16 protein-coding genes are annotated in these 16,080 nt (G+C 47.6%); 14 read left to right on the top strand and 2 right to left on the bottom strand.

Going from position 1 to position 16,080, the window contains the following annotated elements:
• The 13 genes from T472_RS11655 to T472_RS19385 all read left to right on the top strand — a co-directional run bounded on the left by T472_RS11655 (nt 1) and on the right by T472_RS19385 (nt 11,601).
• A complete protein-coding gene (locus T472_RS11655) occupies nt 1-603 on the top strand; it encodes an MBL fold metallo-hydrolase (protein ID WP_023388973.1) in 603 nt (200 codons plus the stop codon).
• Nucleotides 587-2,011: a coproporphyrinogen dehydrogenase HemZ gene (gene hemZ, locus T472_RS11650; protein ID WP_023863609.1), complete on the top strand. Its 1,425-nt coding sequence runs from the start codon at nt 587-589 to the stop codon at nt 2,009-2,011. The genes T472_RS11655 and hemZ overlap by 17 nt, the downstream gene beginning before the upstream one ends.
• 10 nt (nt 2,012-2,021) lie before the next feature.
• Nucleotides 2,022-3,266, top strand: coding sequence for a histidine--tRNA ligase (hisS, locus tag T472_RS11645; RefSeq protein WP_023387499.1), 1,245 nt, complete (start codon nt 2,022-2,024; stop codon nt 3,264-3,266).
• Between the two features lie 11 nt (nt 3,267-3,277).
• Nucleotides 3,278-5,059: an aspartate--tRNA ligase gene (aspS, locus tag T472_RS11640; RefSeq protein WP_023387500.1), complete on the top strand. Its 1,782-nt coding sequence runs from the start codon at nt 3,278-3,280 to the stop codon at nt 5,057-5,059.
• A 104-nt stretch (nt 5,060-5,163) separates the two neighbouring features.
• Nucleotides 5,164-6,546 carry a sugar transferase gene (locus tag T472_RS11635; RefSeq protein WP_023387219.1) on the top strand — a complete coding sequence of 461 codons (1,383 nt, stop codon included), beginning with the start codon at nt 5,164-5,166 and terminating at the stop codon, nt 6,544-6,546.
• Nucleotides 6,547-6,666: 120 nt separating this feature from the next.
• Nucleotides 6,667-8,163 (top strand): histidine ammonia-lyase, encoded by a 1,497-nt coding sequence (hutH, locus tag T472_RS11630; protein ID WP_023387218.1) that lies wholly within the window; start codon nt 6,667-6,669, stop codon nt 8,161-8,163.
• A 12-nt stretch (nt 8,164-8,175) separates the two neighbouring features.
• On the top strand, nt 8,176-8,820 hold the full coding sequence (locus T472_RS11625) for a cyclodeaminase/cyclohydrolase family protein (RefSeq protein ID WP_023387217.1): 645 nt from the start codon (nt 8,176-8,178) through the stop codon (nt 8,818-8,820).
• A gap of 62 nt (nt 8,821-8,882) precedes the next feature.
• On the top strand, nt 8,883-9,677 hold the full coding sequence (locus T472_RS11620; RefSeq protein ID WP_023387216.1) for a Cof-type HAD-IIB family hydrolase: 795 nt from the start codon (nt 8,883-8,885) through the stop codon (nt 9,675-9,677).
• 215 nt (nt 9,678-9,892) lie between these two features.
• Nucleotides 9,893-10,192: a hypothetical protein gene (locus T472_RS20385; protein ID WP_242864806.1), complete on the top strand. Its 300-nt coding sequence runs from the start codon at nt 9,893-9,895 to the stop codon at nt 10,190-10,192.
• Nucleotides 10,193-10,218: 26 nt separating this feature from the next.
• Complete coding sequence (locus tag T472_RS20380) at nt 10,219-10,587, top strand: hypothetical protein (RefSeq protein WP_023388404.1); 369 nt, start codon at nt 10,219-10,221, stop codon at nt 10,585-10,587.
• Nucleotides 10,566-10,931 carry an IS1634 family transposase gene (locus T472_RS20375; protein WP_439334308.1) on the top strand — a complete coding sequence of 122 codons (366 nt, stop codon included), beginning with the start codon at nt 10,566-10,568 and terminating at the stop codon, nt 10,929-10,931. Before T472_RS20380 ends, T472_RS20375 begins: the two co-directional genes overlap by 22 nt.
• 33 nt (nt 10,932-10,964) lie before the next feature.
• A complete protein-coding gene (locus T472_RS20370; RefSeq protein ID WP_242864805.1) occupies nt 10,965-11,219 on the top strand; it encodes a hypothetical protein in 255 nt (84 codons plus the stop codon).
• Nucleotides 11,220-11,256: 37 nt separating this feature from the next.
• On the top strand, nt 11,257-11,601 hold the full coding sequence (locus tag T472_RS19385) for an RNA-guided endonuclease TnpB family protein (protein WP_207643968.1): 345 nt from the start codon (nt 11,257-11,259) through the stop codon (nt 11,599-11,601).
• A gap of 107 nt (nt 11,602-11,708) precedes the next feature.
• Here the strand turns inward: T472_RS19385 and argH are convergent, their stop codons facing one another.
• Both argH and T472_RS11590 read right to left on the bottom strand, forming a co-directional pair.
• Complete coding sequence (gene argH, locus T472_RS11595) at nt 11,709-13,100, bottom strand: argininosuccinate lyase (RefSeq protein ID WP_023388059.1); 1,392 nt, start codon at nt 13,098-13,100, stop codon at nt 11,709-11,711.
• Between the two features lie 22 nt (nt 13,101-13,122).
• Complete coding sequence (locus tag T472_RS11590; protein ID WP_023863607.1) at nt 13,123-14,346, bottom strand: argininosuccinate synthase; 1,224 nt, start codon at nt 14,344-14,346, stop codon at nt 13,123-13,125.
• Nucleotides 14,347-14,783: 437 nt separating this feature from the next.
• Between T472_RS11590 and ychF the strand changes: the two genes are divergently transcribed.
• Nucleotides 14,784-15,878: a redox-regulated ATPase YchF gene (gene ychF / locus T472_RS11585; protein WP_023388089.1), complete on the top strand. Its 1,095-nt coding sequence runs from the start codon at nt 14,784-14,786 to the stop codon at nt 15,876-15,878.
• Nucleotides 15,879-16,080 lie beyond the last annotated feature (202 nt).

Raw genomic sequence — 16,080 nt, 5'->3', positions numbered from 1 at the left:
ATGCTGGTCATAAAAAGAATAGTAGTAGGCATGTACATGGAAAACTGTTATATTGCCTATGACGATGAAAGCATGGATGGTTTCATCGTGGACCCGGGCGAAGAGCCGGGTGCTATAATCGGATATGTAGAGGAACTGAAGGTTAAGCCTAAGTTTGTTCTCCTCACACATGGACATATAGACCATGTGTCAGCTCTGGATAACGTCTGCAGTCACTTCGGGATAAGGGCATACATATCCTCTGAGGACAGGGAAAGCATGGGAATGAATACACAGGTGTTCGGAAATTCAAGTGCAGACATGGATATAGTGTCTGATGGTGATACTGTAGAGTTTTCCGGAAGTGGCATAAAGGTCATAGCAACACCGGGGCACACAAAAGGCGGTATGTGCTATCTTGCAGGAAACAGCCTGTTCTCAGGAGATACACTCTTTTCAGGATCTATCGGAAGAACTGATTTTCCTGGAGGAAACTTCGATGACCTCATAAAATCCATCAAGACGAAGCTGCTGGTGCTTCCTGATGACACAATAGTACTTCCTGGGCACGACAGGACAACTACAATCGGCAGGGAAAGAAAGTACAATGGATACCTCGCATAACAGCAGCGTGATCAAGATAACCTGTCCAGAGGAGCTGGGGTATCATGCCTACCACATAGTATCCCTGTACCACCCTTATGATGACATAAGGATGGTTGATGAAGATAGTGATATCGACATCAGCATATCAAGAGACAGGCTCCGTATCCTTTTCTTTGGTGCGGAGCATCTTTACGGATATGGAGAGAAGGATGACCTGAGACGGGCACTGTTCACACTCCTGAAGGAGCGGACAGGTCAGGAGCTGCCATGGGGGATACTTGTTGGAGTAAGACCGTCAAAGGTGGCAAGGACGCTGCTGGATGCCGGAATGAACTCTGACCAGGCCATAAAAGAAATAAGCGGGAGGTACCTTGCGACAGGTGATAAGGCAGGACTTGCGGTGTTTGTCGCACAGAGGGAGACGGCGCTTATTGGAGGTCTGGATACTGCGGACAGCGTCTCGATCTATCTTGGCATGCCCTTCTGCCCCACGAGGTGCGCATACTGTTCCTTTGCCTCATATCCATACAGGGGGAACAAATACGCCACGGACTACCTTAAGCTCATGAAAAAGGAGATACGTATAGTTTCAGAATTCCTTGACAGGAGCGGGAAATCAGTCACAACTGTTTATTTTGGCGGTGGAACCCCTACTTCAGTGGGGGACCATGAATTCAGGGAGATAATTGAGTGCATAGGCAAAGAGATCCTTTCAGGCAGGAATGTCAGGGAGTTCACAGTGGAAGCCGGAAGGGCTGACTCGATAACCTCAGATAAGCTAAAGGCCATGAAGGAATTCGGAGCTGACAGGATATCTATTAATCCACAGACTATGAATGACAGGACGTTGAAGCTGATAGGACGTAACCATGACTCAGCTGATGTCGAGAGGGCTTTCAAAATGGCACGAAGTGAAGGCTTTGATAACATCAACATGGATATCATAATTGGTCTTCCCGGTGAGGGGATAGATGAGGTCAGGAGAACCCTAGAAGTGATCAGTGAACTGTCACCTGAAAGCCTGACTGTACACGGATTGTCCATGAAAAGGGCATCCAGGCTCTATGAGGAATTTGTGGCCACCGGGAGGTTCCCTGTGAGGACACAGTCAGAGCTTAATGAAATGTACAGGGCTGCGCACATGGCGGCAAAGGACCTTGGACTTCTTCCGTACTACATGTACCGTCAGAAGAACATTGCAGGCAGCCATGAAAATGTCGGCTTTGCAAAGGAAGGCAGGGAAAATCTCTACAACATCCTCATGATCGAGGACGTTGAAAGCATAATAGCCATCGGAGCTGATGGCATATCGAAAAAAGTTGGAAACGGTAAGATAGAACGATTTGCCAATTTCAAGGATGTCAGGGAGTATGTGCGAAGGCACGATGAACTGATGGATAAAAAGATCAGGTTCCTTGAAACCTAAGGAGGACAAAATGGCGATACAGGCTCAGAAAGGCACAAAGGACATGCTTCCGCAGGATGCCTACAAATGGCATTATGTAGAGGACAAATTCAGGAAAATTGCTGACGAATATGGTTTCAGGGAAATCAGGACACCTATTTTTGAGGCTACGGAGCTTTTTTTAAGAGGAGTCGGAGAAACGACAGATGTGGTCCAGAAGGAGATGTATACCTTCAATGACAAGGGAGGAAGAAGCATAACCCTTAAAGCTGAAGGTACTGCACCTGCTGTAAGGGCGTTTGTTGAGTCTTCGCTTTACAATGAGGCTCAGCCTACCAAGCTATATTATTTCACTCCTGTTTTCAGGTATGAAAATGTTCAGAAGGGAAGGCTCAGGGAACACCATCAGTTCGGTGTGGAGGTTTTTGGCGCCGGAAGCGCTTCAGTGGATGCTGAGGTAATATCCCTTGCCATGAGGTCCTTCAGCGAGTTCGGAGTCAAGGGGCTTAGGCTGAAGATCAACTCCATAGGGCACCCTGGCTGCAGGAATGAATACAATACCATACTTAAGGATTACCTTACCCCTAAATATGAAGGGCTTTGCGCAACCTGCAAGGAACGGTATGATAAGAATCCCATGAGGATACTTGACTGCAAGGTAGAGAGCTGCCAGAGGCTGATACATGACGCTCCTCTTATGCTTGACCACATCTGTGAAGAGTGTGATGCTCATTTCACTTCACTGAAGAAGTATCTGGATGCCATGGGAATACAGTATGAGGTGGACCCCAAGATAGTCAGAGGACTTGACTACTATTCGAAAACAGTGTTTGAAATAGTGAATGACGAGATAACAGTATGCGGGGGAGGAAGGTACGATTACCTCATAGAGGGTATCGGAGGACCCAAGATGCCGGCGGTAGGTTTTGGCCTGGGGCTTGAGAGGCTGCTGCTGACACTGGAGAGCGAAGGCATATCGATTGAAGAGCCGGACAGGTACGACCTGTACCTGTGTACCATGGGAGAGGATTCCGCACTTAGGGCCGCAGCTCTTGCGAACAGCCTGAGGATGCTTGGGGTGAAGGTGGATTCCGACCATATGGGAAGAAGCCTGAAAGCTCAGATGAAGTACGCTGACAAGGTCGGAGCAAGGAATACCATGATTTTGGGCGGTGACGAGCTTTCAAAGGGCTCAGCCGTGATCAAGAACATGAGGGACAGGACCCAGACTGAGGTCCAGCTTGATGCAGAAAGCATAAAGAACGCAATACTATAGGAGTGATCGCAATGGGAGAAATGCTTGGAAATTTTAAAAGAACCCACATGCTCGGTCTCGTCAGGGAAGAGCAGGTAGGCGAAGAGATAACCGTTATGGGCTGGGTTGCCAAGAAAAGGAACCTTGGATCGCTGATCTTCTGCGACCTCAGGGACCGTGAAGGCATACTTCAGGTAGTGTTTACCGAGGATGCATCCAAGGAGGCTTACGATAAGGCTGATACGCTCAGGAGCGAGTATGTTGTAGCTGTAAAGGGAATAGTAAGGACGAGAGAATCAGTCAACGAATCAATGCCTACAGGCAGGGTAGAGCTGATAGGAAGTGAGCTTAAGATCCTGTCAGAGGCTGAGACTCCGCCGATCATGATAAAGGAGAACCTTGATGCATCGGAGAACATCAGGCTGAAATACAGGTATCTTGACCTGAGGAGACCTGACATGCAGAGGATATTCAAGCTGAGGAGCAAGGCTTACATGTCAGTGAGGGCGTTCATGGACCAGGAGGGCTTCCTTGAGGTTGAGACACCGATACTGACAAAGAGCACACCTGAAGGCGCAAGGGACTATCTTGTACCGTCAAGGAACTACAAGGGCAAGTTCTATGCTCTTCCTCAATCCCCTCAGCTTTTCAAGCAGCTTCTAATGGTGTCTGGATTTGACAAGTACTTCCAGATAGCCAAATGCTTCAGGGACGAGGACCTGAGGGCAAACAGGCAGCCTGAGTTCACCCAGATAGACATGGAGATGAGCTTCATCCAGATCGATGACATAATCGACCTGAATGAAAGGCTGGTCAAAAAGGTATTCAAGGATGTCCTAGACGTTGATGTTGAAATACCATTCCAGCGGATAACATACAGGGAAGCCATGGACAGATATGGTTCCGACAAGCCTGACCTGAGGTTTGGAATGGAGATCTCTGACCTTACTGACGCAGCCGGAGGTACAGGATTCAAGGTCTTCAATGATGCCATAGAAGCTGGAGGTTCTGTAAGGGCTTTATGCCTCAAGGGCGGAGCTTCAATGGGCAGGAAGGACATTGACAGGCTTGGCGAATTTGTTAAGACCTACAAGGCAAAGGGACTGGCATATATCATCCTGAAGGATGGGGAAATAAAGTCACCGATAGCTAAGTTCCTGAGCGACGAAACCATGTCCGCAATAATATCCAGAATGGAAGCTGCGGATGGAGACTTGGTGCTCATCGTTGCTGACAGGAACGAAGTCGTATTCCAGAGCCTTGGAGCACTGAGGCTCGAGCTTGCGAAGAAGACCGGAATGCTTGATGGCAGCGAGAGGTTCAGATTTGCCTGGGTAACCGAGTTCCCTCTGCTTGAAAGGGATGAGGAGGCCGGCAGATACGTGGCACTCCACCATCCTTTCACTAGCCCCATGGAGGAAGACCTGGAGCTTCTTGAGACAGAACCTGGCAAGGCAAGGGCAAAGGCATACGACATGGTCCTGAACGGTGAGGAGCTTGGCGGAGGCAGCATAAGGATCCACGACACCAGCCTTCAGGCTAAGATATTCGGGCTTCTTGGTTTTTCCGAGGAGGAAGCCTGGGAAAGATTCGGATTCCTTCTTGAGGCGTTCAAGTATGGTCCTCCTCCACATGGCGGACTCGCCTTTGGAATGGACAGGCTGGTAATGTTCCTTGCCGGGACCGACAACATCAAGGATGTCATTGCGTTCCCTAAAAACCAGAATGCCTTCGATCCGATGACTGAGGCACCTGACAAGGTAGAGGAGATGCAGCTTTCTGACCTTGGAATATCAGTTGAAAAACAGCAATAAGTTATGTGAAGCCGGGAAATTTCCCGGCTTTCTTCGCATTCTTGGTTGAATGCGCATTGAGGTTGGCATTAGAATGGGAGTATACCAAAAGAGGAGGGTAGGAAATGGGGAAAAGAGTGCGGACTGACCTGGGTGACCTTATGGTTCTCGCTGTTGACATAATGCTTATGATCATCGCCTATGACATTTCCTATTTTCTTGTTTACGGAACCTCAACCAACTCGCTGGTATGGGCTCCGTTCGTGGAATCTGTTCCGGTAATGGTCCTTCTCTACATATTCCTCATGACATCCTACGGCTTATGGAAGACAATAAGGCTGGATTTAGGTGAGGTGATATACTCTGTGTTCCTTACGACAGGTACGCTTTCAGCCCTTGTCTTCCTGATTTCAAGATTTATGGTCGACCTTGCTTATCCAAAGTACATATTCGCTTCAGGATTCGTCATATCATTTATCCTGATTTCGATCTGGAGGACCGCGGCATACTGGCTGCTGATTTCAGAGCATGGGAGGAAGGACCTTCTTGTCATCGGCGGGAGGGATGCAGGAAGGATAGCCGTGAAGGCAATTGAAGGAATGTCAAGGCTCTACAATGTCAGGGCTGTTTCAGACTGGAGAAGCGGAGATCTCGGAAAATATATCGAGGAAAATGAAGTGATATTCCTGTCTGATGAAATTGAAGGGAAAGAGAAGTCAAGTCTGATAGATATGCTGATGAGCATGAAGAAAAGCGTATATGTAGTCCCTGGCAACTATGAGATCAATATCCTCAGGGCGCACTTTGAAAGGGCATCCGACAAGCCGCTCATAAAGCTCAGGATGCTGGAGCTGACTATTGAACAGAGGATACTGAAGAGGATGCTGGACCTGGTGTTCTCTGTAACAGGCCTTATCCTCCTGTCACCGGTTGTTGCTGTCGCAGCATGGAAAATAAAGGCATATGATGGAGGTCCGGTATTCTATACACAGGAGAGGCTGACAAGAGGAAACAGGATATTCAGGATCTGCAAGCTCAGGTCCATGGTGATGGATGCAGAAAAGGAAACAGGACCTTCGCTTGCTGAATACGAGGATGGGAGGATCACTCCAGTAGGGAGAAGGCTCAGGGCTTCAAGGCTTGATGAGATTCCCCAGCTCCTAAATGTCCTTAAGGGTGAAATGTCCATAGTAGGACCGAGGCCGGAAAGGCAAAGCTTCTTCGAGGAATATTCAGGGAAGATTCCGGACTACAAGTACAGGACAGTCGTCAAGGCCGGGCTCACAGGGTATGCTCAGGTCTATGGAAGTTATGCTTCAAGCCCGGAGGATAAGGCCAGATACGACCTTCTATATATCAAGGAATACAGCCTCTTAAGGGATATCAAGATAATCCTTCTGACAATGAAGATAATGTTCATGAAGGAGAAAGCCGGTGGAGTGAGAAAGGAGCCTGACATTTACGAGATTGCACGGGAAAAGGGGCTCGACATAACTATCGACATCTGAGGCAGCGTAATCTCAAGATACGTCTTTTCCCTTTAATATCGCAACGTTTTCAATTATACTGAGATTGGAAGACTTCGTCATTCCGTGAGCAATTGCATTTTCTGTTGCAGGAGGCGTAACATGGTCATTCTCGGTGGCAGCTCCATTACACTCGAAGAGCTTGAAAGGGTAGCCAGAGGAAACGAATCGGTAGAACTTTCAGATGCTGCAAGGTTCAGCATACGTGAATCCAGAAGACGGCTGGAAAAGGCTGCATCAGGATCACAGCCTGTATATGGCGTAAATACTGGCTTTGGTGATTTCTCGGAAATCAAGATAAGCAAGGATAAGCTAAGGGACCTGCAGAGGAACCTTATTGTATCGCATTCGTGCGGTACCGGGAATCCTATGTCGAGGGATGCTGTAAGGGCCATGATGATACTTAGGGTCAATGCCCTTGCCAGGGGATTTTCAGGCATTAGGCTCGAGACAGTCGAGATGATTGTTAGGATGCTCAATAAGGGGATTCATCCTGTAGTTCCGGAAAAAGGTTCGCTGGGGGCATCAGGTGACCTTGCACCACTGGCCCATATGGCGCTTGCTATGATCGGCGAAGGTGAAGTGGAATACGGCGGTATCATAATGCCTTCGGCTGAAGTGCTTTCAAAAGCCGGGCTCGAAGCCGTGGTCCTGGAGGAAAAGGAAGGGCTTGCCCTGATCAACGGGACACAGGCACTGACAGCCATAGGGGCGCTTGCTCTTGCAGATTCATTCAGGGCATACTACCTGGCAAACCTATCTGGGGCGCTGACGATGGAAGCCCTTCGTGGAATCACGACAGCATATGACCCGAGGCTTCACAGCTCAAGGGGACACAAGGGACAGATGGAAACATCTGATATCATGCTGAGGCTTGTAAGGGGAAGCGGGTTCACCACTGTCCAGAATGAAATAAGGGTTCAGGATGCATATTCGATCCGCTGCATTCCTCAGGTGCATGGCGCCGTAAAGGATACTCTGGACTACGCCAGGGAAAAGGTGGAAATCGAGATGAATGCGGTGACTGACAATCCCATAGTACTCTCAGACACTGAGATCTATTCAGGAGGGAACTTTCATGGAGAACCCATGGCTCTTGTCTTTGATTTCCTGTCAATTGCAGTAAGCGAGCTTGCCTCAATATCCGAAAGAAGGCTGGAGAGGCTTGTGAACCACCAGCTGAGCGGACTGCCACCATTCCTTTCGAATATGGGAGGATTAAACTCTGGCTTCATGATAGTGCAGTATTCAGCCGCCTCACTCGTTTCAGAGAACAAGACCCTTGCACATCCTGCATCGGTTGATTCGATACCTTCCTCTGCAAACCAGGAAGACCATGTATCCATGGGGAATTTTGCAGCAAGGAAATACAGGGAGATCGTGAGGAATACGACAAGGGTGATTTCAATGGAGGCCTTTACAGCCTGCCAGGCCATAGACTTCAGGCCAGGTGAATTAACCCTTGGGAGTGGAACAGGGGAAGCATACAGACTAATAAGGGAATCTGTGCCGTTCATCGAAAATGATACGATAATGTATAAGGAGATGGACAAGGTACTTCAAATATTCAAGGAATATGACCTTAGCAAAATAATCTAATGAGGTGATCAAATGTTAAAAGATCTCAGCCTAAAGGAATTCACAGACGAACTTGCATCCGGCAGCCCGGCTCCCGGAGGTGGCGCGGCAGCGGGTCTCTCAGCAGCCATTGGAGCCAGCCTTGCATCAATGGTCTTCAACCTCACTGTGGACAAGAAGGCTTCAGAGAATTACCCGGATGATGTCAAGTCGGCGATGAAGGCTGCACTTGTGACATCAGAAGAACTGAGGGCAAGATATGTAGAGCTCATAGACAAGGACGCGGACTCTTTCAACCTTCTGATGGCTGCTTACAGGCTTCCTAAGGATACTGAAGAGGCCAAGGCTGCAAGGAGCGAGAAGATATGCGAAGCCAAGGACCTTGTGCTGCAGGTGCCGAGGCAGCTGCTTACCGAGTCCTACAAGCTGTACGATTCCCTGAAGGTCGCTTCTGAGTATGGAAACAAGAATGCGATTTCGGATGCTGGAGTAGGAGCCATCATGGTTCATGGCGCCATTGAAGGTGCTGCGCTCAATGTATTCATAAACCTTGCCGGCATGGAGGTCAATGAAGAGACTATCGCCATAAAGGAAGAGTCTGATAGAATTGTCGAGAGCTCCAGATGTATCAAGGAAGACATCGTATCCCAGGTGATTGACAAGATCTACGGCAGATAAGCTTAAAGCAGAGGACCCGAAGGGGTCCTTTGCCTTATCTCAGGATTGAATGGAGGACGTATATGGACAGGATACTTTTTGCCACCGACCTCGATGGGACCATACTTCACCATGACAGGATGAATGAAGAGGACCTGGAAGCTGTAAGAAAGCTGAAGGAACTTGGTGCAACTGTAGCTGTAGCAACCGGAAGGCCGCTTAACGGTGTTGAGACAGTATTTCTGAACCACGGATTTGAACCTGACTACCTGGTCCTCATGAACGGGTCTATGGTTGTTGATAATTCAGGGAACACCATAGCTGAGAAGACCATAGATAAAGACACTGCCAGAATAATTGCAGACCTTTGCCTTGAATGTGGTTTCAAGGTGGCTTTCGAAGGCGGAAGGAATACCTGGTTCTACAGGAGTGATATTCCGGAGGGGATGTCAGACACTGTTCCGGGAGTATATGCCATTGACGACATTTCAGAAATGAAGGACTCAATTTATCTTGTCTCCATAAATGGAAATGAAAGCATAGACGAAATCGAGGCGCTGAGGTTGGAAATAGAATCCGGATTTGCAGGTGAAGTCGAGGCCTACAGGAACGTAAGGTACATAGATGTTGTTCCGAAGGGAATCTCCAAGGGTGAAGGCATAAGGCTGATTATGGCATTGAAAGGCATTGGGAGACAGAATGTTCATGTCATCGGGGATTCATTCAATGACATTCCGATGTTCAGGGAAGCCGGTTCATCCTATACATTGTCACATGCAGAGGATGAGCTTAAGGGTTATGCGGACCATGTGGTTGATTCGGTGGCTGAATGCATTGGAAAGTACATTCTTGATGAAATAGCTTGCGCAAACTCGTGACTTCAGTCATGCGTTAGCAAGCAAAGTCAAGAAATAATCAATAGTTTGAAGAATAACACATACAAAGTAATAAATATCATCAAGTACTTGAATAATAGTTTTGCATTTTCAAATGTTATACGTATCTGGGTATTCTTATGTCTAAAATCCATTATGTACACGGTTATGTGAACGATTTGTTAATTCTGATTACTGATAACAATGCTTTGTATATTTTGGATGTTGTAACGCATCAGGAAATCTATGCAGGTATTGAACCTCTGGGTATAGACGTTCTCTACAATGTACTGGATGTGCTTGCACTTAAGAAAGATTCCATAATAAGGCATCTTGCGGACTTCTTCGAGAAAAAGACTGACAGAAGTGGCCCTGAGGCATTCTACAACGTGACTACCTATGCCTTCGAGAGCACAAGGTGGGGTGAACTCAGGATGTTCGGCTTCTCCAAGGACCATAAGAACAACGAAGTCCAGTTGGTCATGCGACTTCTCCTGGACAACAATGGCATACTATAACATATGAGCTGTTTCCCGGGAACACCATGGACCAGAACACACTGACCAAGTCAGTTGAAAAGCTGAAGAATCTGTACAGGCTAGAGAAGATCACTGTTGTTGCTGACAGAGGACTAAACAGCGGAAGCAATCTTGAACATCTTTGCAATGGCGGACATGACTTCGTAATCAGCTATACACTCAAACGATCTCCCGGGTCATTCAAGGAACTAGTCTGGAGCAACGAAGGGCGGACAGACTATACCGACCGCGAAACTGGTGAGGTTACCTCACGTTCGAAAATCGTGGGACAAGTTATGGTGGTTAAAGTACCCATTGAAGAAGAAGAGGTCGAGAGGAAGAGTGGTAGGCCAGGAAGTACAAGGAAGTTAACATACCGGTCAAGATACATCTGACATGGTCAGTTAAGCGTGCGGCAAAGGACAGGTCTGACAGGGAAAGGATGATAGAGAGACTGAAGAAACGCCTGGACAAGCCATATCAGCTGAAGGCAGCTGTAAAGCGAGGTTGCAACCAGTACCTTCAGATGGAAGTAGATACTAAAAACTGGGAACTTAATGAGGCTAAGATAGCAGAAGCTGAAAGGTACGATGGTTACTATGCCATAATAACCAACAAGCTAGACCTTGCAACGGAGCAGGTTCGAGGTCTGTGGAAGATTGAGGAGAGCTTCAGGATACTGAAGAGCGATATTAGGGCTACACCCGTGTTTCTCTGGAATGACGAGCACCTAAAGTGACACTTCGCGATGTGCTTCATCTCGCTTTGCATGTTGAGATACGCCCAATATCTCCTTCAAGAAGCGAAAGAGAAAAGTGTCTCGGCAACAACAATAATGGCAGCCATACACAATCCCTTGGTTCTTGTTCAGGGGGAATATCCAGCAAATGTAGTTACACCTACGATGGTACCGCAGACATATTTGGATCTTGCGGAGATACTAAAGCTGCCAACGCTGAAGACTAACATGACAATGACAAAGTTCAGGGCCAGCACCAAGCTGGACTTGACGGTGAACCTCAAATGATAGGATATATTCAAAACCCCAAATCTATTGCATTGCAATGGATTTGGGGTTTTTGTGTTCGATATTTCCTAAAGTCAGGAACCAAAAACTGGCAAAAAGTATTTCTGATGTATCGTGGACGAGCCTTGTATCGAAACTTAGGTACAAGGCTGCCAGGTATGGAAAAGAAGTCATCAGTATAAGCAGGTGGTTTCCGTCAAGTCAGATATGCTCAGATTGCGGCCACAAGGATGGGAAGAAGCCGCTCCATGTAAGGGAGAGGATCTGTCCAGTTTGCCTTTCCCATCATGACCGTGATGTCAATGCAGCAAAAAATATACTAGCTTACACCAGAGTCTTAGCAATACAGATACAAACAGGAACCGCGGGGATAGCTTGGTAAACAAGAGAAACCTCTGGCGGCAAAGAAATAAGCCGGTAAGTATGCTCTGTTCCCAAGAATCTCGTGACTTTAGTCATGAGGTTCAAGCTCTAGGTTACTTGACTAGATCAATATTTCAATGACTCAATTGATTCTATGAAGTTGCGGGCGTTATCAATTGCGGTATCCATGGCAGCTGATGAAGGTCCGCCATAGGTTTTCCTTCTCTGGAGACAGTTCTCCATTTTTATGAATTCAAGGATGTCGTTACCGAACTTGTCGGAGAATGAAGTTAACTCATCCTGGGACAAATCGTCAAGGGCCTTGCCGTTTATGATGCAGTAGTTTACCATCCTGCCGATAACCTCATGGGCACTCCTGAAGGGGACACCCTGCATGACCAGGTAGTCAGCTGCATCTGTTGCATTGAGGAATCCACCCCTTAATTTCTCCATCATCCTGTCCTTGTTGAAGGTTGCCGTGGAAAGCATTGGCGTGAATGCTGCAAGGCATGCCTTTACTGTATCAAGCGCATCGAAGGTGGTCTCCTTGTCTTCCTGCATGTCCTTGTTGTAGGCGAGGGGAAGTCCCTTCATTATCGTGAGCAGTGCCACAAGGTCCCCATATACCCTGCCTGTCTTTCCTCTTACAAGTTCTGCAATGTCAGGGTTCTTCTTCTGCGGCATGATGCTGCTTCCTGTGGAGAAGGCGTCATCCATTTCCACATAACCGAACTCGTTTGAGTTCCAGATTATTATTTCCTCGCAGAACCTTGAAAGATGCATCATGAGTATGGATGAGGCCCCCAGGAATTCCAGTGCGAAATCCCTGTCAGAAACACCGTCCATTGAGTTTTCAGTAATCTTTCCGAAGCCAAGCTCTGCAGCCACCATATACCTGTCTATCGGATAGGTTGTCCCTGCAAGGGCACCGCTGCCAAGCGGCATATGGTCCATCCTTTTCTCAGAATCAATGAACCTTGTAAGGTCTCTTGAGAACATCTGGAAATATGCCATGAGGTGGTGGCCTAAGGTGACAGGCTGTGCCTTCTGGAGATGCGTATAGCCTGCCATTATGGTATCCTTGTGTTCCTTTGCAAGGTCAAGGATCACCCTCAGAAGGTCAAGGACCATGTCCTCAACCTCCCTTGTTCCTTTTTTCATATACATCCTGAAGTCAAGAGCGACCTGGTCATTTCTTGACCTGCCAGTGTGAAGCCTTTTTCCGGCTTCGCCGATCCTTTCTATAAGGAGTGTCTCCACGTTCATGTGTATGTCTTCAGCTTCCACGGTAAATTCCAATAATCCCTTGTCGGCATCCTCCAATATGGATTGAAGACCATTGATTATCAGGACAGAATCTTCCCCTGGAATTATCCCGCACTCACCGAGCATCCTCGCATGAGCCATGCTTCCAAGGATGTCTTCCCTATACATCCTCTGGTCGACTGCTATAGAGCTGTTGAAATCTTCCGTTATTGAGCTTGTTCCTTTCTGGAACCTGCCTTGCCAAAGCTTCATATGTGACACCCTTCCTTAGGAACTATTTTCCTTCTTCCTTCAGTTTCTTGTTGAGCAAAGCCCTTACCTTAAGCGGCAGGCCGAATAGGTTTATGAATCCTTCAGAATCCTTCTGGTTGTATACATCATCAGAGCTGAAGGTTGCAAGTTCTTCGCTGTAGAGCGAATAAGGGGATTTGCTTCCTGCTATGGTGCAGTTTCCCTTGTATAGCTTCATCTTTACTGTTCCAGTAACCATTTCCTGGGTTGAATCAACGAATGCGTCGAGAGCCTCCCTGAGTGGTGTGAACCACTGTCCATCGTACAGTATAGATGCGTACTTCTGTGAAACCATCGCCTTGAATAGCGATGTGTCCTTATCGAGGGTTATCCTCTCAAGCTCCCTGTGCGCAATCGTAAGTACCGTTCCGCCAGGTGTCTCGTAGACTCCCCTGGACTTCATGCCAACAAGCCTGTTCTCAACCATGTCGGCAACTCCGACTCCATTCTTGCCTGCAAGTTCGTTGAGCTTCTCCATGAGCTCTATGCTGTCAAGCTTTTCACCGTCAACATAGACTGGGATTCCCTTCTCGAAGCCGATCTCAACGTATGTTGCCTTATCAGGAGCATCCTCGGGAGCTACAGTCATCTTGTAGATAGAGCTCTGGTGCTCGTTCCATGGGGATTCAAGGTCAGCACCCTCATGGCTGAGATGCCAGAGGTTCCTGTCCATGCTGTATGGTGATTTCTTCTTTACTGGAACCGGAATGTTCCTTGCCTCAGCATATTCGATGGCCTGTTCCCTTGATTTGATGTCCCAGACCCTCCAGGGTGCTATTATCTTAATTGAAGGATTAAGGGCCTTTATCGCAAGCTCAAACCTGACCTGGTCATTTCCTTTTCCTGTGCAGCCATGGACTATATATGCCGCGCCTTCCTTTTCTGCGATCTCAACAAGCTTCTTGCCTATAAGCGGCCTGGCCACTGAAGTACCAAGAAGGTACTTATCCTCGTATATAGCTCCAGCCTTGAGCATCTGGAATGCATACTCATCAAGGAATTCCTTCCTTACATCCAGAAGGTATGCCTTGTTGGCTCCGCTCCTTACAGCCTTTTCCTCAACCCCGAAGGTCTCGCCTTCTCCCTGGCCTACATCTACACATACCGCGATGACTTCAAAGTCGTAGTTCTCCTGCAGCCATGGAATTGTAATGGACGTATCCAGACCTCCTGAATATGCAAGTACTACCTTTTCTTTGGATTTCATATCATTACCCCTCTTCTTTTTTTCGTCGATGTTATAATTATAGATAAAAAAGCATAATCATACAATGATTTTCAGCTGATTTATTCATTTGGCAATAACTTGAAGAATTGGCTTAACAACTTGATTTTGATAACGATTAGAAAATCAGGATATTTCACCGCCTCCGTTTAAATGCTGCATGAAATGTCGGGTCTGGCATAAAATGCAGAAGTTATGCATGAGTGAATCAGTGGCAGCATGTGAGCTTTCCTTGAAAGGCCCCGCTTCCTTAATTATAGCAGAATGGAGTGTGGATATTCTTGAACTGCATGTAAACTGTGCGGATTCAGGTTTGCATCCTGAAAAATCAGACAACCGAAGCATCTGCCTTTTCCCTATTACTTGAATTAATGTCGCTTTGTATGTATAATTCTATGGATAGACAAGGAGAGATTGAAATGAAATTAGGTATAGTAGGACTGCCGAATGTCGGCAAAAGCACACTTTTCAACGCGATTACCAAAGCGGGAGCGGAATCAGCCAATTATCCGTTCTGCACCATAGAACCTAATGTAGGTGTCGTGAGCGTCCCTGACAAGAGACTTGATGCCCTGATGGAGTTATACAATTCCAAGAAGAAGGTATATACTGCAGTCGAATTCTATGACATTGCAGGTCTCGTCAAGGGAGCATCAAAGGGGGAAGGGCTTGGGAACAAGTTCCTGTCTCATATCAGGGAGGTAGAGGCAGTTGTTCACGTGGTCAGGTGCTTCAAGGACGAGAATATTGTTCACGTCAGTGGTGAAGTGGACCCGATCGAGGATATAAAGACAATCAACCTTGAGCTTATCCTGGCTGACCTTGAAGTTCTGGAAAGAAGGATGGAGAAGGGAGTAAGAGGTGCCAAGGCCGGTGAGAAGAAGGCTAAGGAAGAGTATACCCTCATGGAGAAGATGAAGGCTCACCTTGAGTCTGAAAAGCCTCTCCGTACAATGGAAGTAACTCCCGAGGAGGAAGAATCTATCAGGAACATGTTCCTGATAACTACCAAGGACGTACTCTATGTAGCTAACATATCTGAGGCGGACCTCATCGCAGGCGGTTCCAACGAGATGGTCGAACAGGTCAGGGAATTCGCAGCCGCAGAGGGATCAGGACTTGTTACAATATGTGCAAGACTTGAAGAGGAGCTTTCAGGCCTTGAGGATGATGAGAAGCTCGAGATGCTGAATGAATACGGGCTGTCAGAGACCGGCCTTGACAAGCTGATCCATGAAAGCTACAGGCTTCTTGGACTGATGAGTTTCCTTACCGCAGGACCTCAGGAAATAAGGGCATGGACCATAAAGATCGGTACCAGGGCACAGGATGCGGCTGGAAAGATCCATTCCGACATCCAGCGCGGATTCATCAGGGCTGAGATCATCGACTTCAAGGACCTGATGGCCTGCGGCTCGGAGTCTGCAGCAAAGGAGAAGGGTCTATTCAGGCTCGAAGGCAAGGATTATATCATGCGTGACGGAGATGTCGTGCATTTCAGGTTCAACGTATAGGAACAGAGGCCAGACAAGTGATTTTCTTGTCTGGCCTTTATTGGTGCGCCCGGTATGGGCGATAACCTGGTGGTGAGAGTCCACTACGCGCTCGGTAGCAGGAAGCGTTAGCCGAAGGCAAGGGTGTCCATCGCGAGGTGGAATCTGAAGGAAGCCGGATGTCAGGGCGAGGAGTTCTGGCGGGCAAATTTTCGGGCCGACG

The organism is Youngiibacter fragilis 232.1 (assembly GCF_000495435.3).
Lineage (GTDB): Bacteria > Bacillota > Clostridia > Clostridiales > Clostridiaceae > Youngiibacter > Youngiibacter fragilis.
This window is presented reverse-complemented; position numbering and strand designations above follow the sequence as displayed.